17 protein-coding genes are annotated in these 23,314 nt (G+C 59.7%); 4 read left to right on the forward strand and 13 right to left on the reverse strand.

Annotated elements, in window-relative coordinates:
- Positions 1–114: 114 nt before the first annotated feature.
- On the reverse strand, positions 115–1,368 hold the full coding sequence (gene glyA / locus BMY73_RS22410; RefSeq protein ID WP_092409843.1) for a serine hydroxymethyltransferase: 1,254 nt from the start codon (positions 1,366–1,368) through the stop codon (positions 115–117).
- A gap of 180 nt (positions 1,369–1,548) precedes the next feature.
- Positions 1,549–5,382, reverse strand: a complete 3,834-nt coding sequence (locus BMY73_RS22415) for a sensor domain-containing protein (protein ID WP_371914996.1) — start codon at positions 5,380–5,382, stop codon at positions 1,549–1,551.
- 398 nt (positions 5,383–5,780) lie between these two features.
- Here BMY73_RS22415 and ettA point away from each other — a divergent pair, with 398 nt between their 5' ends.
- The gene (gene ettA / locus BMY73_RS22420) at positions 5,781–7,445 is read left to right on the forward strand and encodes an energy-dependent translational throttle protein EttA (protein ID WP_092409847.1); all 1,665 of its coding nucleotides are present in this window, start codon (positions 5,781–5,783) and stop codon (positions 7,443–7,445) included.
- 103 nt (positions 7,446–7,548) lie between these two features.
- Here the strand turns inward: ettA and BMY73_RS22425 are convergent, their stop codons facing one another.
- Both BMY73_RS22425 and BMY73_RS22430 read right to left on the reverse strand, forming a co-directional pair.
- On the reverse strand, positions 7,549–8,046 hold the full coding sequence (locus BMY73_RS22425; protein ID WP_092409849.1) for a GreA/GreB family elongation factor: 498 nt from the start codon (positions 8,044–8,046) through the stop codon (positions 7,549–7,551).
- A gap of 86 nt (positions 8,047–8,132) precedes the next feature.
- A complete protein-coding gene (locus tag BMY73_RS22430) occupies positions 8,133–8,492 on the reverse strand; it encodes a hypothetical protein (RefSeq protein ID WP_062390046.1) in 360 nt (119 codons plus the stop codon).
- Positions 8,493–8,721: 229 nt separating this feature from the next.
- Here BMY73_RS22430 and BMY73_RS22435 point away from each other — a divergent pair, with 229 nt between their 5' ends.
- Both BMY73_RS22435 and BMY73_RS22440 read left to right on the forward strand, forming a co-directional pair.
- The gene (locus tag BMY73_RS22435; RefSeq protein ID WP_062390050.1) at positions 8,722–9,930 is read left to right on the forward strand and encodes a multidrug effflux MFS transporter; all 1,209 of its coding nucleotides are present in this window, start codon (positions 8,722–8,724) and stop codon (positions 9,928–9,930) included.
- 672 nt (positions 9,931–10,602) lie between these two features.
- Entirely contained in the window at positions 10,603–11,295 is a 693-nt protein-coding gene (locus tag BMY73_RS22440) for an ArsR/SmtB family transcription factor (RefSeq protein ID WP_062390053.1), read from the forward strand.
- A 110-nt stretch (positions 11,296–11,405) separates the two neighbouring features.
- On the opposite strand, the gene BMY73_RS22445 is transcribed toward BMY73_RS22440, so the two are convergent.
- The 3 genes from BMY73_RS22445 to BMY73_RS22455 all read right to left on the reverse strand — a co-directional run bounded on the left by BMY73_RS22445 (position 11,406) and on the right by BMY73_RS22455 (position 14,644).
- Positions 11,406–12,359 (reverse strand): adenosine deaminase, encoded by a 954-nt coding sequence (locus BMY73_RS22445; RefSeq protein ID WP_092409851.1) that lies wholly within the window; start codon positions 12,357–12,359, stop codon positions 11,406–11,408.
- A 79-nt stretch (positions 12,360–12,438) separates the two neighbouring features.
- Positions 12,439–13,407: a 2-oxoglutarate and iron-dependent oxygenase domain-containing protein gene (locus BMY73_RS22450; protein ID WP_092409853.1), complete on the reverse strand. Its 969-nt coding sequence runs from the start codon at positions 13,405–13,407 to the stop codon at positions 12,439–12,441.
- A 139-nt stretch (positions 13,408–13,546) separates the two neighbouring features.
- Positions 13,547–14,644, reverse strand: a complete 1,098-nt coding sequence (locus tag BMY73_RS22455) for a BMP family ABC transporter substrate-binding protein (RefSeq protein ID WP_092409855.1) — start codon at positions 14,642–14,644, stop codon at positions 13,547–13,549.
- Between the two features lie 281 nt (positions 14,645–14,925).
- Between BMY73_RS22455 and BMY73_RS22460 the strand changes: the two genes are divergently transcribed.
- Positions 14,926–16,017, forward strand: coding sequence for a calcium:cation antiporter (locus BMY73_RS22460; RefSeq protein WP_092409857.1), 1,092 nt, complete (start codon positions 14,926–14,928; stop codon positions 16,015–16,017).
- 41 nt (positions 16,018–16,058) lie between these two features.
- On the opposite strand, the gene BMY73_RS22465 is transcribed toward BMY73_RS22460, so the two are convergent.
- From BMY73_RS22465 to BMY73_RS22490, 6 genes are all read right to left on the reverse strand, one after another.
- Complete coding sequence (locus BMY73_RS22465) at positions 16,059–17,414, reverse strand: 8-oxoguanine deaminase (protein WP_092409859.1); 1,356 nt, start codon at positions 17,412–17,414, stop codon at positions 16,059–16,061.
- A 301-nt stretch (positions 17,415–17,715) separates the two neighbouring features.
- Positions 17,716–18,402, reverse strand: coding sequence for an SDR family oxidoreductase (locus BMY73_RS22470; protein ID WP_092409861.1), 687 nt, complete (start codon positions 18,400–18,402; stop codon positions 17,716–17,718).
- A gap of 105 nt (positions 18,403–18,507) precedes the next feature.
- Complete coding sequence (locus BMY73_RS22475) at positions 18,508–19,434, reverse strand: ABC transporter permease (protein ID WP_092409863.1); 927 nt, start codon at positions 19,432–19,434, stop codon at positions 18,508–18,510.
- The gene (locus tag BMY73_RS22480) at positions 19,434–20,534 is read right to left on the reverse strand and encodes an ABC transporter permease (protein ID WP_092409865.1); all 1,101 of its coding nucleotides are present in this window, start codon (positions 20,532–20,534) and stop codon (positions 19,434–19,436) included. Before BMY73_RS22480 ends, BMY73_RS22475 begins: the two co-directional genes overlap by 1 nt.
- A gap of 11 nt (positions 20,535–20,545) precedes the next feature.
- The gene (locus BMY73_RS22485; RefSeq protein ID WP_092409867.1) at positions 20,546–22,108 is read right to left on the reverse strand and encodes an ABC transporter ATP-binding protein; all 1,563 of its coding nucleotides are present in this window, start codon (positions 22,106–22,108) and stop codon (positions 20,546–20,548) included.
- A gap of 584 nt (positions 22,109–22,692) precedes the next feature.
- Positions 22,693–23,286, reverse strand: a complete 594-nt coding sequence (locus BMY73_RS22490) for an IMPACT family protein (RefSeq protein ID WP_092409869.1) — start codon at positions 23,284–23,286, stop codon at positions 22,693–22,695.
- Between the last annotated feature and the right edge of the window lie 28 nt (positions 23,287–23,314).

A 23,314-nucleotide genomic window follows, 5' to 3' on the forward strand; every position in this document is an offset into this window, starting at 1 on the left:
CACCGGGGGCTGACACACCGAATCGCGGGCAAGCGCGCTCCTACAAAGTGGCGTTAAAACGAAAAAGCCCGGCTCGAAAGCCGGGCTTTGTCCTGCAACCGCGTCTGCGTCAGATCACGCGCCGTAAACCGGCAGCCTGGCGCAGATGGCTTTGACTTTCTCACGAACGGCATCAATCACCGCTTCGTTGTTCAGGTCAGCCAGGATGTCGCAGATCCAGCCAGCCAGTTCCTTGCACTCTGCTTCCTTGAAGCCGCGAGTGGTCACCGCCGGGGTGCCGAAGCGCAGGCCGGAGGTCACGAACGGGGAGCGTGGGTCGTTCGGCACGGAGTTCTTGTTCACGGTGATGAACGCCTTGCCCAGCGCGGCGTCGGCGTCTTTACCGGAGATGTCCTGTTTGATCAGGGACAGCAGGAACAGGTGGTTCTCGGTACCGCCGGACACCACGTCAAAACCGCGCTCGATGAACACCGAGGCCATGGCCTTGGCGTTCTTCACCACCTGCTGCTGGTAGGTCTTGAACTCAGGTTGCAGGGCTTCCTTGAAGCAGATCGCCTTAGCAGCGATGACATGTTCCAGAGGTCCGCCCTGGCCGCCCGGGAATACCGCGGAGTTCAGCTTCTTCTCGATCTCGGCATTGGCACGCGCCAGGATCAGGCCGCCACGTGGACCGCGCAGGGTTTTGTGCGTGGTGGTGGTGACGACATCAGCGAATGGAACCGGGTTCGGGTACACGCCAGCGGCGACCAGGCCGGCCACGTGGGCCATGTCGACGAACAGGTACGCACCGACTTTGTCAGCGATGGCACGGAAGCGGGCGAAGTCCAGGATCTGCGAGTAAGCAGAGAAGCCGGCCACGATCATTTTTGGCTTGTGTTCTACCGCCAGACGCTCGACTTCGTCGTAGTCGATCAGACCGTTGCCGTCGATACCGTATTGAACAGCGTTGTACAGCTTGCCGGAGGAGGAAACGCTGGCACCGTGGGTCAGGTGACCGCCGTGCGCCAGGCTCATGCCCAGGATGGTGTCGCCCGCATTCAGCAGCGCTAGATAGACAGCGCTGTTGGCCTGGGAGCCGGCGTGCGGCTGGACGTTGGCGTAATCGGCGCCGAACAGCTCTTTGGCGCGGTCGATGGCCAGTTGCTCGACGATGTCGACGTATTCGCAGCCGCCGTAGTAACGCTTGCCCGGGTAACCCTCGGCGTACTTGTTGGTCAGTACCGAACCCTGGGCTTCCATGACAGCGGGGCTGGTGTAGTTTTCCGAGGCGATCAGCTCGATGTGCTCTTCCTGGCGCTTGGCTTCTTGCTCCATAGCGGCATACAGGTCGGAGTCGTACTTGGCGATAGTCAAATGACGGCTGAACATGGCGGGTCCTCGGGGATCAGGCGGTAGAAAAGGGGGGCATTCTACCCCATCGTGTTTTATCTGGCATATGAAAGCGGGTCATGTGCCAGATGAGCGGAATGCAGCTGCAAGCCACACGCTTCAAGCCGAGCGCATGACGGCGTCTGCCTGGGGCTTGGGGCTTGAAGCTTGTCGCGGCTGTTAGTCAATCATGAACAGCGCATCGTTACTGAACTGCGCTTCGAACCGCGAGGCCGGCATCGGTCGACCGAACAGGTAACCCTGCACTTCGTCGCAGCCGTGTTCGCGCAGGAATTCGAGTTGTTCGTGTGTTTCCACGCCCTCCGCGATCACGGCCAGGTTCAGGCTGTGGGCCATGGCGATGATCGCGCGGGCGATCTGCGCGTCCTGTTCGCCGGACGGCAAGCCGTCGACAAAGGTGCGGTCGATCTTCAGTACGTCGATCGGGAATTGCTTGAGGTAGTTCAGCGAGGAATACCCGGTGCCGAAGTCGTCGACCGCGATGCTCAGCCCCAGACGCTTGAGGCCGTCCAGAATCTGCATCGCTTCGCTGACTTCGCGCATCAGGATACTTTCGGTCAGCTCCAGTTCCAGGCACGCCGGCGGCAGGCCGGTTTCCTGCAGAATATTGGCGATGCGCATGCCCAACTGACCGTCGGAGAACTGTCGCGCAGAAATGTTGACCGAGACTTTCGGCACGCGAACTTTCGCCTTGTGCCATTCGCGCAGCTGCTGACAGGCTTGCTTGAGCACCCATTCACCGACTTCGACCACCAGCCCGAGCTCTTCGAGTACCGGAATGAAATCCCCTGGCGGCACCAGGCCACGACGGGGATGACGCCAGCGCAGCAGCGCTTCGGTGCCGGTCAGGCGCTTGCCGTCGCCGCTGAACTGCGGTTGGTAATACAACGTGAATTCTTCCTGCTCCAGCGCGTGGCGCAGGTCGCTCTCCAGCTCCAGACGCTCCAGGGCACTGGCGTTCATGTCCGCCTGATAGAACTGGAAGTTGTTCTTGCCACGCTCCTTGGCGTGGTACATCGCCGTGTCAGCGTTCTTCATCAGTTGACTCAGCTCGCTGCCGTCCTGCGGGCTCAGCGCAATGCCGATGCTCGCGGTCACGAAGAACTCGCGGCCTTCCAGCACGAACGGTTTTACCAGGCTGGCCAGGATTTGCTCGGCCACATGAATCGCGCGGGTCAGCGCAGCCTGTTGCGTGGCGCCGGGCTGCAGGAGCAGGGTGAATTCGTCCCCCCCCATGCGTGCCACGGTGTCGTCTTCGGCCACACAATCCAGAAGCCGTGCGCCCATTTCCTTGAGCATGCGGTCACCCGCCGCGTGGCCCAGCGAGTCGTTGATCGGCTTGAAACGGTCCAGATCGAGGAACATCAGAACCACCCAGGCATGCTGGCGCTCGGCTTGCTGCAGCGCGGTGTGCAGACGATCCTGGAACAGCGTGCGGTTGGGCAGGTGGGTCAGGGCGTCGTAGTAGGCCAGCCGGTGAATACGTTGTTCGCTGGCCTTGCGCTCACTGATGTCGCTGAAGAAACACACGTAACTCGCCAGGTCGCCTTCGTCGTCGAACACGGCAGTGATGCCCACCCACGCCGGGTAATGTTCGCCGTCGCGTCGCTTGAGCCACAACTCGCCCTCCCAACTGCCACGCTGATGCAATTGTTTGAGGATGTAGCCCAGTTGGGCACCCTGTTGGTCCTCGACGGTCAACATCATCGGCAACTGGTCGAGCACCTGTGCGACGGCATAGCCGCTGACGCGACTGAACGCGTCGTTGGCCTGCACGATATAACCGGCCGGGTCTGTGATCAGAATCGCAGAGGTCGAGTGTTCGAATACGGTCGCGGCCATGCGCAGGTCTTTTTCCGCACGGCGCTGCTGACTGATGTCACGGCCGACCCCGAGAATGCCTTCGAACGTCCCGGCTTCGTCCCACACCAGAACCAGACGCAGTTCAACGGGAATTTTGCGCCCGTCTGCGCGCAGGCAGTCGAACAGAAACAGTTGCGTCGTCACTTCACTGCGCAACGCCGCCAGCGCGTCAGGCTTGCCCAGACCTTTGCGAACCCGGTGCAACAAGGCATAGAGCGCCGACAGTTGTTGCGGATTGGCAATGATCGAATTCCAGCCGTTTTGCAGAATCCACTCGGAGGTGTACCCCAACACCGCATTGACCGACGGGCTGACGTAGTTGGGTCGCAATTTCTGATCGGTGGAGAAGATGACGTCGCTGATGCTTTCCGCCAGCATCCGGTAGCGCTGCTCGCTGTCGCGCAGCGATTGACTGGCTTCGACCTGGTCGGTGATGTCCTTGGCGACGCCGATGATGCGCCTGACCTGACCGTTGTTGTCCGGGGTCAGCGCTTGCTCGCGGATATCGAAGCGGCGCCACCGGCCTCGACAGTCGCGAAAGCGCAGTTGGCATTGCGTCAGACCGCTGTCGCCTTGACGGGTCAGGCGCAAGCGTTCGTAGCATTCGGTGTCCTCCGGGTGCAACAGTATTTCCCAGAAGTACTCGCCCATTTGTTGCAGGTCTTCCCGGGAATAACCCAGGGTCTGCCCTAAATGGTGGTTGCTGTAGATCATGCGGCGCGTGGTGATGTCCTGCACGTACAGGTGGTCGGGGACAGTTCGCACCACGTCCGACCAGAAGCTTTCGCGCTCCACCAATGCCAGCTCGGTTTGCTTGCGGTTGGTGATGTCGTTGATGTTCAGAATGACCGCGTTGAAGTCTTCCGGCTGTTCGGGCAGGCGTACCACGAGCCACAGGTGTTGATCATTGCCCTCGGTATCGGGCAGCAGGATTTCCAGCTCAAGTTGCGGCAGGCCGTCGAGTACGGCGCTGATCAACTGTATGCCAATGCCGGTATTCGACCGGGGACACCCCTCGATCAATTGTTGCCAGACCCGTTCGGCGGACTCGGCGCGCAGCAGACTGGAAGCGACCTGATTGACCTCGGTGATGCGCAATTGGTGCAGCAGGCCTTTAAGCTGGTCGGGATGATCGGCCAGGCGCTGTCTCAACGTTTCGCTGCTGTTGAGTTGCAGGTGCTTCAGGTAGTCGGGCAGGCCTGAAAGATCCAGCACACAGAGCGCGACGCCGGTGCCTTCGAAGATGTCCTGGTAGCGGCGACGGCTTTCATGTAACTGCTGTTGGCGGCGTCTCAGGCTGCGCAACGCCAGCAGAGGCACGATGGAGCAGAGCAGGGCGATCAGGCATTTTGCCAATAACGGCGCGATCAAGGCCTGACGAGCTTTGCGCGCATCAAAAAGCCCGCGCAGTTGCCAGTCGCTGTTGGCCAATGGTTCAAGCAGCACCGTTTGCAGGTCGCTCTCGTCCGATTCGCCGCCAGCGGCTTCGCCTCGGTAGACAAGATGTCGGGTCGCCCGGTTTTCCAGTTGCCAGCCGGGCTGGTAGTCCTGATCGCTTTGTCGGGTCAGGGTCTTCAAGGCTGAGGTATCCAGGCGGATTGCCCAATAGCCTTCGCTTGCGCTGCCCGGCTGACGGACGAACAGGTAAATCAGCGAACCGTCTTCGGCGTCAGCGTAATAGTAGGTCCGGCCTTGAATGCGCTTGTGCTGCTCAGTCAAAAAGCCGTCGTCCTGACTCCCCTCGGCGCTGTCACCGATAACCTTGGAGTCATTGTCGAGCCAGGCCACGCTGCGCAGAGCAGGAATCGCCTGACGCAGGCGATCCAGTGTCGCCGTATGCTGTTCGATGGGCTGGGGGGAACTTCTCGCGTCATCCAGAAGGTTAAGCGCCACCTGAGCGTTCAGCGCCATGTTCAGGCTCAGACGGTCGGCCAACTGGATGCTGTAATCGACGCTGCGCTGATACTGGCGCTCCTGCGTCTGTTGAAACTGCTCAACCAGTTGCCATAACAAAAGCACCAGCATAAGCAGCACCAGCATCGCGAGTGCGCCTTTCAGCGAGCCTCGAAAAGGCATGGCCGTCGCGCTTTTCGAGGAACGCAAGGGCGGAATGGATGTTGGTGTGGACAAACTGTGATCCTGACTGCTGGACTGAATCAGCGTGTGCGAGATGCACTATAAGCTCGACGCCCAAAAGGCGGCTAGCATGCCTTGACTTGTGGCTAAGTGCCAGTCCCATTGGGCTGCACGGTTTGCCCTGTCGACTGCATTCGGGTAGCTTTGCGCGACGCGCGGGATGCCCGATTTCTGCAAGCGTTACGCAATGCCTGCAAACATTGCTCCAGCTTTAATACCGGTGCTCGGAAGTCTTGCCGCCGCTATTCTGGTCACACCTTCATCAATTCAAGGCCCGGATGTGCCAGACGGCAAGTTGCGAGGGTAAATAAAAAGCTGTTTTTGCGACAGAGCACCGGGTTTCGTCCAGACGCTCGCGCCTTTATTCACAGTCATAACCAGGTTTTCATTCCATGGCTCAATACGTCTTCACCATGCATCGGCTGAGCAAAGTTGTTCCGCCGAAGCGGGAAATCCTGAAAAACATCTCCCTGTCGTTCTTCCCGGGCGCCAAGATCGGTGTACTCGGTCTCAACGGTTCGGGTAAATCCACGCTGCTGAAAATCATGGCCGGTGTCGACACCGAATTTGACGGCGAAGCACGTCCGATGCCTGAGCTGAACATCGGCTACTTGCCGCAGGAACCGCAACTGGACCCGACCAAGACCGTTCGCGAAGTGGTCGAGGAGGCGGTCAGCGTGATCAAGGACGCCCAGGCGCGTCTGGACGAGGTCTACGCTGCCTATGCTGAACCGGATGCCGACTTCGACAAGCTGGCCGCCGAGCAGGCCAAGCTGGAAGCCATCCTGCAGGCCAGCGACGGCCACAACCTCGAGCGTCAGCTGGAAGTCGCTGCCGACGCCCTGCGTCTGCCGGCGTGGGACGCCAAGGTCGAACACCTTTCCGGTGGTGAGAAGCGTCGTGTTGCCCTGTGCCGCCTGTTGCTGTCTGCACCGGACATGCTGCTGCTCGACGAACCGACCAACCACCTGGATGCCGATTCGGTGGCCTGGCTCGAGCATTTCCTGCACGACTTCCCGGGCACCGTGGTCGCGATCACCCACGACCGTTACTTCCTGGACAACGTCGCTGGCTGGATTCTGGAACTCGACCGTGGGGCCGGTATTCCTTACGAGGGCAATTATTCGGGCTGGCTCGAAGCCAAGTCCGAACGTCTGGCCCAGGAATCCAAGCAGCAATCGGCTCACGAAAAGGCCATGAAGGAAGAGCTGGAGTGGGTGCGCAAAGGCGCCAAGGCCCGTCAGTCGAAATCCAAGGCCCGTTTGCAACGCTTCGAGGAAATGCAGTCGCAGGAATTCCAGAAGCGCAGCGAAACCAATGAGATCTACATTCCGGCCGGCCCGCGTCTGGGCGACAAGGTCATCGAATTCAAGAACGTCACCAAGGGTTACGGCGATCGCGTGTTGATCGATAACCTGTCGTTCTCGATGCCGAAGGGCGCCATCGTCGGCGTGATCGGCGGTAACGGCGCTGGTAAGTCGACCTTGTTCCGCATGCTGATGGGCAAGGAGCAACCGGATTCAGGCTCCATCGAGATCGGTGAAACCGTGCAACTGGCCTGCGTCGATCAGAGCCGTGATGACCTGGACGGCAGCAAGACGGTCTTCGCACAGATTTCCGATGGCTCCGATCAGATCAAGATCGGTAACTACGAAATTCCGTCGCGCACCTATGTTGGCCGGTTCAACTTCAAGGGCGGTGATCAGCAAAAGTTCGTCAAAGACCTCTCCGGTGGTGAGCGCGGTCGTCTGCACCTGGCGCTGACCCTGAAAGAGGGCGGCAACGTTCTGCTGCTCGACGAACCGTCCAACGACCTCGACGTCGAAACCTTGCGCTCCCTGGAAGAAGCCCTGCTGGACTTCCCGGGCGCCGCCATTGTGATCTCCCACGACCGGTGGTTCCTGGACCGCGTGGCGACCCACATCCTGGCGTACGAAGACGACTCGCAAGCCGTGTTCTTCGAAGGCAACTACACCGAGTACGAAGCCGACCGCAAAAAGCGTCTGGGCGAAGCCGCTGCCCAACCGCACCGCGTGCGCCACAAGAAGCTGGCCTGAGTCAGGCGAGCACCATGAAAGCGGAGCCCTCGGGCTCCTTTTTTTTTTGTGAGGCAGGTCGCTTGATAGGTCCTTCCATTATCAAAAAGAACCGCGGTCTATCTTAGACCTCCGCCTCGATCTCCAGGACTTCAATGATCTGATCGCCGACGGGCCGTCTCCAGCTGACCTCATCACCGACCTCGGCACCCAGCAACGCCTTCCCCAGCGGGGAAGCCCAGTTGATCAACTGGCTTGTCGCATCGGCCTGATCTTCTCCCACCAACTGAACACGTTGCCGGTTGTCCTGCTCATCGGCAAAGGTCACCCAACTGCCGATCTGCACCTTTTCAGTCGACACCGCAGGCGCGACCACTTGAGCACTCTGCAGGCGCTGATTGAAGTAGCGCAGATCCCTTTCGAGATCGGCCAGGCGTTGCTTGTCCGCGTTGTCGCCACGCGAGGATTCCTCGCTGTGTTGCGTCTGCAAGGACATGACATGGGCCTGCAACTGAGCGAGGCCGCTGGCGGTGACATAATTTGGCTGCGCGCTGACCTGTCGCTCGATCGGCTGGCTTGCCTGAGCGGCAGCGTTGTCTTCATTGACGAAGGCCCGACTCATGAGGTGCTCCCTTATTCACGTTCATGAAAGTTGGGCCATGATCGCATTCGATAAGTTTCGCCAAATGTCCCGTAACGACATAAGCGTCAGTGAGAGCGATAAGCCTTGGCGGCGTCCTGGGTTTTCTGTTGCTCCCAGGCTCGGTCCCGGTCGTTCCAGATACTGTCTCGCCCCTGATCCTGAAGCGCGCGGTTTTCCAGTTGAGCCTGACACTGGCGAAATCCATCACTCCAGCCCTGCGCATAAACCGTGTCGCGCAAATACCGCTGCACGTCCTTTTTGTATTGCCCTTTCATGATATCCACGGACTGTCGACCACTCCCGCAGCCATCCTGAAAACCGTCCGCGAACGCCGGTGGGTAACCTTCGGCCAATAACTGGTCGTGGGTAGACTGACATCCGGCGACCACCAAGCAGCACCACAGCACAACCCAACGCGTATTCATTTCCGTTTTCCTCAACTTATGTAAAAAGTCTAGAAGCGGATCTGTGAGTTATTTGTAAAAGCGCTGTGAGAAATCCATTAACCGATGCCCGGTATAACGAGATTAGTTCCGGATTTCCGCCTGACGGTTGGGAACACTGAAAAAACTTTTAGTCATTTTCCAGTCGACGGCCTGAGAAGATTCTGAGTTGTTAAACTGTGCAACGGCGTGAAACTGCTTAGGAAGATGAATGAACCTGCGAACGATCCTGATCCTCGGCGCACTCAGCGCTTTTGGCCCATTGGCCATTGATTTCTATTTGCCGGGTTTTCCGGCCATTGCGTTGGCATTCGGAACGGATGAGCGACACGTTCAGCTGACGCTGGCTTCCTACTTTCTCGGTTTGAGCATCGGACAACTGGTCTACGGACCGATTGCCGACCGCTTCGGCCGACGCCTGCCGCTGTTGTTCGGTGTTGCCCTGTTCACACTGGCATCGCTGGCCTGCGCCTTTGCGCCGAGTCTGGAGTGGCTGATTGCGGCCCGATTCGTTCAGGCGTTGGGCGGGTGCGCCGGGATGGTGCTGTCGCGTGCCATCGTCAGTGACAAATGTTCCCCTGTCGAGTCGGCAAAAGTGTTTTCGCAACTGATGCTGGTCATGGGGCTGGCCCCGATTCTGGCACCGATGCTCGGTGGCTTGCTGGTCAATGTGTACGGCTGGCAGACCATCTTTATGACCTTGACGCTGTTCAGCGCCATGACCGCAGCCGCTGTGGCGTGGGGCCTGCCGGAAAGCATGCCCGCCGGTCACCCCCGACTGCCGTTGTCCGGCGCTCTGGGTTCCTACTGGCGCCTGTTCGGGGACCGGATTTTTCTGGGTCATGCGTTAACCGGCGGCATCGCCATGGCCGGCATGTTTTCCTACATTGCAGGTTCGCCTTTCGTGTTCATCAAGCTGTACGGCGTTCCGGCGGAGCATTACGGCTGGCTGTTCGGTACAAACGCTGCCGGGTTCATCCTGGTCGCACAGGTCAACGCCCGACTGGTCGGCCGTTTCGGTCCTGCGTGGTTGTTGTCGCGCATGGTCTGGCTCTACCTCACTGCTGCGGTGGTCTTGCTCGGAATAGCCTCACTGCACACCGAAAAGCTCTGGCCACTGCTGATTCCGCTGTTCGTCTACATCGCCAGTCTGGGATGCATCATTCCCAATGCATCGGCTTGCGCAATGGCCGGGCAGGGCAAACGTGCCGGCAGTGCGTCGGCGTTGCTGGGATGCCTTCAATTCAGTGTGGCTGCAGGCGCTGCGGCGTTGGTGGGGGTGCTCCATGACGGCACGGCCGTGCCGATGGCGACCGTCATCACCTTGTGTGGCGTCCTGGCCGTGAGTCTGGCGATGGTCACCCGACGCGCCCAGCTGAAACGCGATGCCCTTGCCCAGCAGGTCGATATACGACTGTAACGTCCCTTCGGCAACGTGGCGACGTTGCCGAGTCCTTTTACCCGCCCGCAGATAAACGCCGAGTTGAATACACCGCCTTCCGGTGATTGACGAATGAAACGGATTTTCCGCAGGTGTTTACTACTTAAAAAATAGAATCTTCTTACACGGGATTTCGCCAGGCATCATCAGGACAGTTTTTTCAGTGGATAAATCCGGCATGCCTGTTTGATCGACGGATTTTTTTCTTGAGAGTTTTTGGAGTATTCGCTGTAGGCATTTGCCGCGGTATTAATCCCCATGCGTTGCCGTCATAAGACTCTCAGCCCCGTGGCAAGCGGTTTCTGGCTGTATTGCGAAGTGCGCTGACGAAGCGTGAAGGTGCGACCCTTTGGCCGATGCTTTACCTGTGCAGATGACAAGGTTCATCCCCCGACTTTGCGAACCCAATTCTCTCTGTAGATGCAGCGCTTATACTGTGCAGCCACCGTGGATCCCGTTATTGGCGCGACATCGAAAGTGTCTTGATTGTTTGAGCCAATCTGTACGACTGGGCGAGTCATGCCGTTCAGAGTTTCCACGAGGTGATGCAGATCAAAACCATCGGGTGTGCCATGCGACGATCATGAGTGCATACCGTGTATGGAAAGCCGGTCATCGTAGTAGACGAATGTTTCAACAGGGAGTGAAGACATGGAACACGCACCTTGCATCAGTCAGATTGCCGCGCTGCTCGCGGATCCCAAGCGCAGTGCGATGATGTGGGCATTGATGGACGGGACCTCCCGAGCGGCTGACGAGCTGGCGCTGCTGGCAGGCTTGTCTACTTCTTCGGCGGGTGCACACCTGGCGCGGCTGGCCTCCGGTGGGCTGCTCCGGCAAGAAGTGCGCGGACGCAAACGGTTTTTCAGACTGGCCGCGCCGGAAGTGGGCATGGCCGTACAGGCGTTGGCCAGTGCCTCGATGATCAGCGCCGAGGTCGTCAGCCGTAGCGTGGCGCAGCCGTTGCCTCCGTTGCCATTGCGCCGCGCGAGCGTGTGTGCCGATCATCTCGGCGGAGAACTGGGGACGGAGTTGTACCAGCGCATGCTGGGCGCAGGCTGGATCGAACAGTCCGATCAACGTCTGGAGGTGACGAACGTCGGGATTTCACGTTTTGCCGAACGCGGAATTTTCGTACCTGCCCTGGCGCACAGGCAGCGGGAAACTGTGTGTGCCTGCGCCGAATGCAGCGAGGTGAACCCGCACCTTGGGGGTGCCCTGGGTGCCGGATTGCTGCAGTTGTTCATGCAATTGGGCTGGTTGCGGGCGACGGAGGAAGCTTGCACCCTGCAGGTGTCTTCCAACGGGCAGCGGGAGATCAACAAGATTGCGGCAGCGGCTTGAGGCATTGCTGGCGATACGCACAGTCACATGGCCTGCCGCGGTGGGGATTCTGATATCCGCACCGCAGGCAAACCGCATGTCCCCGGAAGGCATTCTGGATGCCTTTTGGATCAGGGCTTGATCAACCGCGCATCCAGACTGTTCTGGGCCAGGCGTTTCGCCTGATCCTGGGTCATGCCCAGATGCTCATGCAGTGCCAGGAAGTTTTCGGTGACGTATCCCCCGAAATAAGCAGGATCATCGGAGTTCACCGTGACCTTCACTCCCCGCTCAAGCATGTCGAGGATGTTGTGCTGGCCCATGTGATCGAACACGCAGAGCTTGGTGTTTGACAATGGGCAGACCGTGAGCGGAATTTGCTCGTCGATGATCCGCTGCATCAAGCGTTCGTCCTCGATCGCACGGACGCCGTGATCGATGCGCTGGATCTTCAGCAGATCCAGTGCTTCCCAGATGTACTCGGGCGGGCCTTCTTCGCCTGCGTGCGCCACCGTCAGGAAACCTTCCGCTCGCGCCCGATCGAAAACCCGCTGAAACTTGCTCGGCGGATGCCCCATCTCAGAACTGTCCAGGCCGACCGCAACGAAGGCATCGCGATAGGGCAGGGCCATGTCGAGGGTTTTTTCCGCGTCTTCTTCGCTGAGATGGCGCAGGAAGCTGAGGATCAGGCCGCTGTCCACGCCCAGTTGCTCTTTACCGTCTTTCAGCGCACTGGCGATGCCATTCAGCACGATCTCAAACGCGATGCCGCGATCGATGTGGGTCTGTGGATCGAAGAACGGTTCGGTGTGAATGACGTTCTGGGCCTTGCAGCGTTGCAGGTAGGCCCAGGTCAGGTCGTAGAAATCCTGCTCGGTGCGCAGAACGTCCGCGCCTTGGTAGTACAGGTCAAGAAACTCTTGCAGGTTGTTGAACGCGTACGCCTTGCGCAGGGTGTCAACGTCGTTCCAGGGCAGGGCAATCTTGTTGCGTTCGGCCAGGGCGAACAGCAGTTCAGGCTCCAGAGAGCCCTCCAGATGCAGGTGTAATTCAGCCTTGGGCAGGGCATTCAACCAGTCGTACATGTGCTTTTCTCATCAGGTGCAATGGCGGGCATTCTACAGAGTTGGGTGCGACCGCTGGGTGAAAACCTGACCGGACGGTTCAAACCTTCGCGTCCTGCTCCCTCCTGTAGGCATAGGTATCAGCAAAACGTGACAGGAGAAACTCCGCGCACGTGGTCGGCGGATAAAGCGGTGGATGTTGCTCATCGGTGCAACCGGGGAGGCATTCCACCCGGGTATCGGGGTGTGGTTCGGCAAAGAACGGCATCGAATAGCGATCAACCCCCAGCGGGCTGATGACCCGGTGCGGCGTTGATACGTATTGATCGTTGCTCCAGCGCGCCATCATGTCCCCCAGGTTGACCACGAAGGTGCCGTCGATGGGCGGTGCATCAACCCACTGACCGCGAACATCCCGCACCTGAAGACCGCCGGCGACGTCCTGATAAAGCAAGGTGATACAGCCGTAGTCGGTATGGGCGCCGGCGCCTTGTTGCTGTTCACTGGTAGCCGTGTGGCGGGGTGGGTAGTGGATCATCCGCAGCACGCTGACGGGTTGCTCGAAACGTTGATCGAAGAAGTCGCGCTCGATGCCCAGCGCTGGCGTCATGGCCCTTAGCAGCGTCAGGGCCAGTGCCTGCATGTCTTGGTAATGGCGCTCCATCAGTGACTGCCAACCCGGCAGATCCGGATGACGGTTAGGCCCGCGCAGCGGCTTGCCCGCCAGCACATCCGGGTGATCGGCAGGCAAGTGCAGGCCCATGTCGAACGTTTCCTTCAGATCGCTGGGCAGGTCGGGGTCCAGTTGCTCGGTGGCAATTGCCCCATAGCCGCGATGATGCTGGCTTTGGGTGATGTCGATTTTCAGCTTCTCGCTCATGGGCAGAGCGAAAAAGCGCTGAGCACTGCCAATCACCTGATCTATCCGCTCGGCGCTGATCGGGTGGCCCTTGATGTAGAAGAAACCCCATTCACGGCACGCTGCGTCGATCTGCCGGGCAACCTCGTGCCAGGCCTGATCGTCGTCAGCGTAAAGAGGGGAAATGTCGATGACGGGAAGCGGGTTCATGCGTACTCCGTTTAGCGGCTAGTGCTCACTGTAGGAGCGCGCTTGCCCGCGATGCGGTGTGTCAGGTTCAGATGTGTCGACTGACAGAAAGCAATCGCGGGCAAGCGCGCTCCTACGGATTTTGAAACCAGGGATTGCCTTACTTCGGCAACTCCGCCTTCACGCCTTCCACGTAATAGTTCATCGACGCGAGTTCGGCGTTGGTCGCGACACTGCCTTCCGGGATTTTCACGGCGCCGGTCTGGTCCTTGATCGGGCCGGTGAAGGGGTGGAACGCGCCGCTCTTGATGTCGGCGATGATCTGCTGGGCTTCGCTTTTCACGTCCGCAGGCACCAGATCGCTGATCGGCAGTTCAACCGTGCCCTCTTTCAAGCCACCCCAGTAATCCTGCGATTTCCACGTGCCGTCGATGACCGATTGGGTGGCCTGGATGTAATGCGGGCCCCAGTTGTTGACGATCGAGGTCAACACGGCCTTGGGACCGAAGTGCGCCATGTCCGAGGCATAACCCACGGCGTACACGCCGCGACGCTCGGCCGCCTGAATCGGGGCCGGGCTGTCGGTGTGCTGGAAGATCACGTCGACACCCTGATCGATCAAGGCGTTGGCCGCGTCCGCTTCCTTGCCCGGATCGAACCAGGAGTTGACCCACACCACTTTGATTTCGGTGCCTGGGTTGTATTTGTTCAGCGCCAGTTGAATTGCGTTGATATCGCGCAAGACCTCCGGGATCGGGAACGAAGCGACATAACCGATTTTTTTGGTTTTGGTCATTTTTGCCGCGAGGAAACCGCCGACATAACGGCCTTCGTAGGTACGGGCCAGATAAGTGCCCATGTTTTTGTCCTGCTTGTAGCCGGTCGCGTGTTCGAAGGTCACTTTGGGAAACTGCTTGGCGACTTTCAGCGTCGGGTTCATGTAGCCGAAGGAAGTCGTGAACACCAGGTCGTAGCCGCTCTTGGCCATGTTGCGGATGACACGCTCCGCGTCAGCGCCTTCCGGTACGTTTTCGACAAAACTGGTGGTGACCTTATCGCCCAGTGCCTTGGCCATGGCCTGGCGGCCCTGCTCATGCTGATAAGTCCAGCCGTGGTCACCGATCGGTCCGATATAAACGAAGCCGACTTTCAGCGGGTCGGCCGCTACCGCCAGCACGCTGGAACCGAGGCCTACGACAGCGGCCATGGCGCACAACAGTTTTTTCAGCGAACGGCGTGAGTGAAGGGTGGAAAGCATGCAGGTCGAGCTCCTTTGGTCTTGTGGGCCGGGCCGTCTGGGCGGGGCGCTGGACTCAATGCAAAAAGCTGACCAATAAGACAGGTCTGGTGGCGGGGCGGGCTTCTTCTGACGTTGTTGATGGCTGCCGAGCGCCGACGTGTTCACCGACGGTGCGCGGTCGTTCATTCACGCCGCGAACCGGTGCGTGAAACCTTTACTTACAATCAGCACTCTGAACCCCTTGAACAGTTAAACCTTCATGGATGTGCGGCCTGGGTCGCAGAGGCGAAAAGGCAGCAATGGGCACGATACTCAAGCAAGAAAAGTTTCTTCTATTGGCGGTGATTGCGACCTGCCTGGCGTACCCGTTCGAGCATCAATTACTGGGACACGGCCACACCGTTGCCCTGATCGCAGGTATCGCGCTGGTGGGGTTCATCATCTGCGCCTCCATGCGCGTCGCGCATCATGCCGAATTGCTCGCGGAAAAAGTCGGAGATCCCTTTGGCACGATGATCCTGACCCTGTCTGCGGTATTGGTCGAGGTGGTCATCCTGGCGATCATGATGAGCAACGAACCCTCACCGACGCTGGTCCGCGACACGATTTACTCGGCGGTCATGCTCGATATCAACGGCATTCTCGGGCTGGCGGCGTTGATGGGTGGGCTCAAGCACGGCGAGCAGCCGTACAACGACGATTCAGCGCGTTCGTACAGCGTGATGATCCTGACGGCGATGGCTGTGTCCATGGTGGTCCCCGAGTTCATTCCAGAGTCGAAATGGAAGATGTATTCGGCGTTCACCATCGGCGCGATGATCCTGCTCTACGGCTTGTTTTTGCGCATGCAGGTCGGACCGCACAGTTATTTCTTCAGTTACAGCTATCCCGAAAAGAAACGCCGCAAGGATCAGCCTGAACAGTCGAGCGCGCCGGTGAACCTGACCTGGTCCATCGGCACGCTGGTCTTTGGCGTGGTGATCATCGGTGCGTTGGCGGAGGTGATGTCGAAGACGGTGGACCTGGGCCTGGAAGGCAGTGGCGCGCCACCGGTGATGACCGCAATTCTGGTCGCGGCGATTTCCGCTGCACCTGAGATTCTCACCGCCCTGCGAGCCGCGCTGGCAAACCGGATGCAGTCGGTGGTCAACGTCGCGTTGGGTGCGTCTTTGTCGACGGTGATTCTGACGGTGCCGGTGATGGAGGCGATGGCGCTGTACAGCGGGCAACCGTTTCAGATGGCGATGACGCCGGTGCAGACCGTGATGATTTTCGTCACGCTGCTGGTCTGCGCCATCAATCTGAATGATGGCGAAACCAATGCCATCGAAGGCATGACGCACTTCGTACTGTTCGCGACCTTCATCATGCTTTCGCTGCTGGGATTGTGACGGCTTTTATGCTGACTGCTGACCATGGGCAGTCTGCATCGTCAACCGTTGATCAACCTGGCCGCTGCCTGTCGGTGGTCGGCGATCAATCCGTTGAGGTCCAACCCTTCGACCTGCCCGTCAATCACGCGCCATTGGCCGCCGATCATCACGCGATCTGCCCGATCCGCTCCGCACAACAACAGCGCCGAGAGTGGATCATGACTGCCCGAGAAACGCAGTTCGTCCAGTTTGAACATCGCAAGGTCAGCCTGTTTCCCCACTGCCAGTTCACCGATGTCGCTGCGGCCCAGCAATTTCGCCGAACCTTTGCTTGCCCAACCCAATGCCAGTTCCGGGGTGATATTTTGCGCGCCGTAACGCAACCGCTGCAGGTACAGCGCCTGCCTGGTTTCCAGCATCATGTTCGACGCGTCGTTTGAAGCCGAGCCGTCCACACCCAATCCGATCGGCGAACCGGCCGCCATCAGGTCCATTGTCGGGCAGATGCCGGACGCCAGGCGCATGTTCGAGCTTGGGCAGTGACAGATGCCGGTCCCGGCCGCACCGAGCCGTGCGATCTCCTGCTCGTTGAAATGAATGCCGTGGGCCAGCCAGGTGCGTGGGCCGAGCCACCCCACGCTGTCCAGATAATCCACGGTACGCAGGCCGAAGCGTTGCAGGCAGAAGTCCTCTTCATCCAGCGTTTCGGCCAGATGCGTATGCAGACGAACGTCGAGCTTTTCGGCCAGCACCGCACTTTCGGACATGATTTCCGTGGTCACCGAAAATGGCGAGCAAGGCGCCAGGGCAATCTGGATGTACGCCCCGTCGCCGCGCTCGTGGTAGGTGTCGATCAGGCGTTGACTGTCATCCAGAATCACCTGTCCTTGCTGCACGGTCTGTTGCGGCGGCAGACCACCATCGGCTTCGCCCAGGCTCATCGAGCCGCGTGTCAGCATCGCGCGCATGCCCAGCTCACGGACGCTCTGCACCTGGATGTCGATGGCGTTTTCCAGCCCGTCCGGGAACAGATAGTGGTGATCGGCGGCGGTGGTGCAGCCTGACAACAGCAGTTCGGTGAGGGCGACCTTGCTGGCCAGCGCCAGCTTTTCCGGCGTGAGGCGCGCCCACACCGGGTATAACGTCTTCAGCCACGGAAACAGCGGCTGATTGACGACGGGGGCCCAGGCGCGGGTCAGGGTTTGATAGAAATGGTGATGGGTATTGATCAGGCCCGGTAGCAGCACATGTTCACGGGCATCGTACGTCTGGTCGCAGGGCAGGGAGGGAGACTGACCGGCCGCGAGCATTTCGACGATCACACCGTTTTCCACCACCAGCCCGCCTCGGGCATCGAGATCGTTGGCGGTAAACACGGCAAGGGGATTTTTCAACCAGATACGGATCGCGGGCATTGGCCGGCTCCTCTGAAAAATGGGTTCAGGTCGCCAGCTCAGTGTTGCCCTGTCTGCTGATCCAGGGTCGCCGCGGCTTCAATGAGCCGCGAGGCGAGGCTGCGGAGTGTAGTGGGGAGTTGACCTTGCGATCAAGTATCGGCATTCACCTTTGATTAGCGGCAGGATGCGATGATTTGACCGGCACAAACCTGTGGGAGACCTCGGAGGTTACAACGGCAGCGAATACGGCAGGTCGGTCGACGTGGATACCGCTGACCCAGCGCATTCGCCCCGCAAGCGACGCCTGCGATTCAACTCATCACCAAGGAATCGTCTCACCCTTGTAATTCACAAAGTGATGACCACCCTTTCCGGCAAATCGCTCAAGCTGCTCGACCAGCCCACGCACGCTGGTGTCCACATCGATGTCCGCACCCTCGCCGCCCATGGCCGTGCGGACCCAACCTGGATGCATCGACAGCACCGTAGGCTTGTTATCGCCCATTTGAGTGACGAAGGTGTTGGTCATTGAGTTCAACGCCGCTTTGCTGGCCTTGTACAACGCCATTTCTGGCGCATCGGGCATCGTAACGCTGCCCAGCACCGAACTCATGAACGCAATGATGCCCGTGTTCGGGCGGATCTGATTGACGAAGCGCTTGGCCAGGCGAATGGGGGCGACCGCATTAGTCAGGAATAACTGACCCAGCTCACCGGCGGTGGCGTCGGTCGGGTTATCGTGTTTGGGCCCCATGACGCCGGCGTTGACGAACAGCACGTCGTACACCTGACCCTTGAGGTTATGCGTGAGCACTTCCAGCGACGATTGTTCGTCCATGTCGAGCGTCTGCATGTGTACGCCGGGTACGGCTTTCAACTCGTCGGCATGATGGGGATCGCGAACGGTCGCGGTGACCTCCCAGCCTTGCTCGGTCAGGCGTTTGACCAGGCCGAGCCCCAAACCTCGGGAAGCGCCGATGATCAATGCAGTTTTGTTGGCAGGCATGAATTCAACTCCTTGGAAAACGAAACGAGGCGGCATCAGCAGAGTTGACCGCAGCGGCCCCCAGGAATTTGGTTTTCCGGCGCAACGGTCGTCCTCTCACCTGAATCAGTGCCCCGACTGCCAAGGCTGTCCCAGGGACACCGGTGCGTACAGTCGGGTGCGCAGTGCGTTGCGCGACAGTAACACCAGCACCACGATCGTCGCGACATACGGCAGCATCGCCAGCAGGTTCGAAGGGATCGCCAGGCCGATGCCTTGAGCGACCAGGTACAGGATGCTGGCGAAGCCGAACAGGTACGCGCCCAAAAGCACCCGAGCCACGCGCCAACTGGAGAACACCACCAGCGCCAGGGCAATCCAGCCACGGCCGGCGCTCATGTTTTCCGCCCACATCGGCGTATACGCCAGCGACAGATAAGCACCGGCGAGCCCTGCCATGGCACCGCCAAACAGCACCGCCAGGGTACGAACGAGCAGCACGGGAAGGCCCATCGCACTCGCTGCGTCAGGGTTCTCGCCTACCGCTTGAATAATCAGACCCGCACGGCTTTTCAGCAGCGTCCAGGCCACCAGCGCGAACAGGGCGAAGGACAGGTAAACCAGGATGTCCTGCGCGAAAAGCATTCGCCCGATCAGTGGAATATCGCTCAGGTAAGGCACCGCCAGAGGCTCGAATCCCGCCAGCGGTTTGCCGACCCAGGTGGCGCCGACGAAACTGGACAGCCCGACGCCAAAGATCGTCAGCGCCAGCCCGGTCGCGACCTGATTGGCGTTGAATACCAGAGCGACCAAGGCAAAAAGGGACGACAGCAGCATGCCGGCCAGGATTGCCAGCAATACCCCCAGCCAGAGACTGCCCGTGCTCAGCGCAATGATGAAACCGATCACCGCACCGAACAGCATCATGCCCTCCTGGCCCAGATTGAGGACGCCGCTCTTTTCGCAAACCAGCTCACCCAGCGCCACGAGCAACAGCGGCGTGCCGCAACGTACCGTGGCAAAAAAGATGTTACTCAGCAGATCGATATCCATCACACGGCTCCCGGCACAGCGGCCATCTGGCGGCGGGCCCAGCGCAGCTTCAGGCGCGGGCGGTAGAGAATCAGCACATCGCAGGCCAGCAGGAAGAACAGCATCATGCCCTGGAACAACTGCGTGATGGCCTGCGGCAAATTAAGGGTCATCTGAGCGCTTTCGCCGCCCAGATACAGCAACGCCATCAACAGGCTCGAGAACAGAATTCCGATGGGATTGAGTCGCCCAAGAAAGGCCACGGTGATCGCGGCATAGCCGTACCCTGGCGAAACCTGCGGCACCAATTGACCGATCGGCCCGGTCACCTCACAGACACCCGCCAACCCGGCAAGTCCGCCACTGATCAACAACGCCAGCCAGACCAGCCGCTTCTCACGGAAGCCGACAAAGCCGGCGGCGCGCTTGTCCAGGCCGAGGACCTTGATCTGGAAGCCGACGAAGCTGCGTTGCAGCAACACCCAGACCGCAACCAGCGCGAGCAGGGCGAAATACACACCGGCGTGTACCCGGCCGTCTTCTGTCAGCAGCGGCAGACGACTGCCGTCGCCGAACATGGCCGACTCGGGAAAATTCATGCCCGCCGGATCTTTCAGCGGGCCGTGCACGAAATACAACAGCAGGTTCAGCGCTATGTAATTGAGCATGATGCTGGTGAGGATTTCGTTGGCGTTGAACTGTGTGCGCAACCAGGCGGTGAGGCCGGCCCATGCGGCACCGGCGACGATACCGGTCAACAGGATCGGCACCAGCACCCAGCGGCTGTCGATATCGATCACGTTGATCGCCACGGCGCTGCCCGCCAAGGCGCCAATCAATAACTGGCCTTCTGCACCGATGTTCCAGATACGCGCCTGATACGCAACGGCCAGCCCCAGCGCGCAAAGCAGAATCGGCAGGGTCTTGACCATCAATTCAGACACGCCGTAGAGGTCACTGACGGGTGCAATCAGCAGGGTGTGAAGCGTCAGCAACGGGTCGAGCCCGAGCGCGATGAACAGCAACGACCCCGCGAGCAGCGTCAGCAAGGCTGCCAGCAAGGGCGAAAACCACAGCATGGCACGCGAAGCCTGGCCGCGTGGTTCCAGTGAAAGCAACATTGGAGTCCCCTTTAAATGTGCGACGCGGAGTCGTTATGAGGTCGGTCATCGGTGTCGAACTGCCCGGCCATCCATCCGCCGATCTGCACCTGCGTGGTTTGCGCGGTAGCCACCAGCCTCGACAGCCGGCCACCTGACAACGCTCCCACCCGATCACTGATCTGAAACAGCTCGTCGAGGTCTTCGGAGATCACCACTATCGCCGCGCCGGCGTCGCGCAATGCAATCAGCGCGCGGTGGATCGCGGCCGCTGCGCCCACATCCACGCCCCAGGTCGGATGCGCGGCGACCAGCAGTTTCGGGTTTTGCAGAATCTCGCGTCCCAGAATGAATTTCTGCAGATTGCCACCCGACAGACTGCGCGCCGCTGTTCGCGCGTCTGGCGTCTTCACCGCGAAGCGCTGGATGATGGTCTGAGCTAAGGCCTCAACCTTGCCGCGCTGAATGAGGCCCTTGCTGACAAGACCCTGCTGAAAAGCGGTCAGCAACGCGTTATCCGACAGGCTCATTTCCGGCACGGCCCCGTGCCCCAGGCGCTCTGCGGGCACGAAGGCCAGACCCCGTTGACGTCGGGCGTCCGGGCGCAGATGAGCGACGCCTTGATCGCCAAAGCGGATGCGGCGCGCTTCGGCCCGATTCAATGGCTGCTCCCCGCTAAGCAGGGCGAGCAATTCATCCTGGCCATTGCCGGCGACCCCCGCGATGCCGACGATCTCTGCGCTGCGTACCTCCAGGTCAACCTCGGTCAACGAGCAGCCGAACGGATCCGGGTTATGCCAGGACAGCTTTTCCACGTGCAGAAAAGGCGCGTCGCCTGCGACTTTCGGGTATTGCGCGACCAGGCCTTCCGCATCACCGACCATCAAGCGCGCCAGTTCCAGATCGCTGCATTCGGCGGGTATGCAATGCCCCGACACCTTGCCGCCGCGCAACACCGTCGCGCTGTGGCACAACGCGCGTACCTCACCCAGCTTGTGGCTGATGAAAAGAATGCTGCAACCTTCCTCGGCCAGTCTACGCAGCGTGACAAACAGATCCTCGGCTTCTTGCGGCGTCAGCACCGATGTCGGTTCATCGAGAATCAGCAGGCGAATGTCTTGCATCAGGCAACGGATGATTTCGACTTTTTGTCGCTCTCCGATAGACAGGCCATGCACCAGCCGTTGAGGCTCGACGGCCATGCCATAACGTTGCGAAACCTCACGAATCTTCGGTTCCAGCTGTCTCGGCGTACCGGCCCCAGCCCCCATCGCCAGGGCGATGTTTTGCGCGACACTCAGCGTTTCGAACAGCGAAAAATGCTGGAACACCATTCCGATACCGAGTGTCCGGGCTTGGGCGGGGTTGCGCATGGAAAGTGGCTGACCTTGCCAGATAATCTGCCCGGCGTCGGGCTGGACCACCCCGTAGATGATTTTCATCAAGGTGCTTTTGCCCGCGCCGTTTTCGCCCAGCAGTGCGTGGATTTCGCCGGGTTGAATAGTCAGGTCGATAGCATCGTTGGCAAGACACCCTGGGTATTGCTTGGTGATGTGGCGCAATTGCAGGCGCGGGTGGGGCGTTGAATGAGACATGTCGGGCTCGATGACAAAGGATCGCTACTGCACTTAGCAATTTCTTGGCCAGCTGGTCAGGTTTTTCTCCGCGCTACTGTCGAGTCAACGTCGCGCTCCACGCTAGACCCAGTAGTTACCGGGTTTCAGGCGATTGCTGCCGTAAACTTATTACCCTGAGCTCGCGCTGCGCTGTGGATAAATGAACGCTTTGGCACGTATCAGCACCATCACTGGGCGCCTCGTTTCACTGACGAGTCAATTTGGTTCAATTAATTTGTATGAAAAATGACCAGTTGAGGGCGAGCAAGATATCCCCGGCGCTGCGGCAAGCGTTGCACCTGTTATCCACAGGTTGCTCCACAGTTAATGTGAGCAAGCGAAATTCCTTGGCATAAGCGCACGCAGGGTAGGAGCAACTGGCAATAAGGCCTGCTAACTTCCTGTTTTCCGGCCATTTTATGCAGTGGACAAGGGCTTTGGCTAAAAACTGATCAGAAGCCGCAAGCCCTTATAGAATAAGGCCTGCGAGGGTGTGTGCTCAGCTTGTCCACAGGCGGGTGCACAGTAGATGTGGGCAACCGCCAAGGTCACCTGGAGGGCAGTCAGACGTCGGGCGTTCGGTGCAGCATGATGCGTCCGCGACTGAGGTCGGCCAGTTGACGCTGGAAGGTTTCGATTTGCTCAGGCCCCAGAGCGATCGAAAGCTCCACGCCACTGGCGGTGAAGTCTTCGTTGTCCACCACGCCATTGAGTTCTGCAAGCCGCAACTTCACCAGTGCCAGTTCGCTGAAGGTACAGTCGAACGTCAGGGGGACACGATTGATCAGGGGCAGGCGTGCTGCCTGTTGCAGGCATTTGTTCGCCCCGCCACCATAGGCCCGCGCCAATCCCCCGGTGCCCAACTGGATTCCGCCGTACCAGCGAATCACCAGCACCACGACCCGATCGAAATCCTGTGCTTCGATGGCCGCGAGAATCGGTCGGCCTGCCGTGCCGCCTGGCTCGCCATCGTCCGTGCTGCGGTACTGCCCGCCCAATTTCCAGGCCCAGCAGTTATGCGTGGCGTTGAGGTCGCTGTTCTGCTCAATGAACGCGTGAGCGTCGGCCGGGCTGTTGATGGGCGCCGCAAGGGTAATGAAGCGGCTCTTGCGTATCTCCTCGCGAAATTCGCAAGGGCCGACGAGGGTAGAAGGCATTGACGGTTCCAGCCAGACGCTAAGCGTG

Source organism: Pseudomonas sp. NFACC02 (genome assembly GCF_900110765.1).
Lineage (GTDB): Bacteria > Pseudomonadota > Gammaproteobacteria > Pseudomonadales > Pseudomonadaceae > Aquipseudomonas.